1 protein-coding gene is annotated in these 326 nt (G+C 44.8%); it reads left to right on the top strand.

The window, feature by feature from the left end; all coding sequences use genetic code 11:
* On the top strand, window positions 1–326 hold a 326-nt coding region (locus tag FE296_RS33135), incomplete at both ends, for a DUF5704 domain-containing protein (protein WP_223868721.1).

The following is a 326-nucleotide window of genomic DNA, read 5'->3' as shown; positions in this document are numbered from 1 at the left end:
GCAAAGTTATCAGAAAGAAATTTTACAAATTATCTTGGAGGTACGAATGTAGTAGGTGTATATCGTAAAGTAACGACAGTTATTCCTGATGATCCTATCCCGGACGGGAAGGTAGCCTGCAAACCTAACATTAATCCACCGAACGAGATAGCTTCACCGCAAGTAGAATATATGGATCCGGGTGCTCAAGGGCATATTTTGGAGGATGACCCAACCAATGGCATTCATTTTGATGCCACGCGGGGGATTCCGACTTCAGAGCACCTGTATGCCAATACGTGGGCGATGAATTATCTGTTCCAGCATACCTTTGGCAAACAGCAAGG

This window comes from Paenibacillus sp. UASWS1643 (assembly GCF_008693195.1).
Classification (GTDB): Bacteria; Bacillota; Bacilli; order Paenibacillales; family Paenibacillaceae; genus Paenibacillus; species Paenibacillus amylolyticus_B.
The sequence above is the reverse complement of the archived record's forward strand: the minus strand, read 5'-3'. Positions and strand labels throughout refer to the sequence as shown.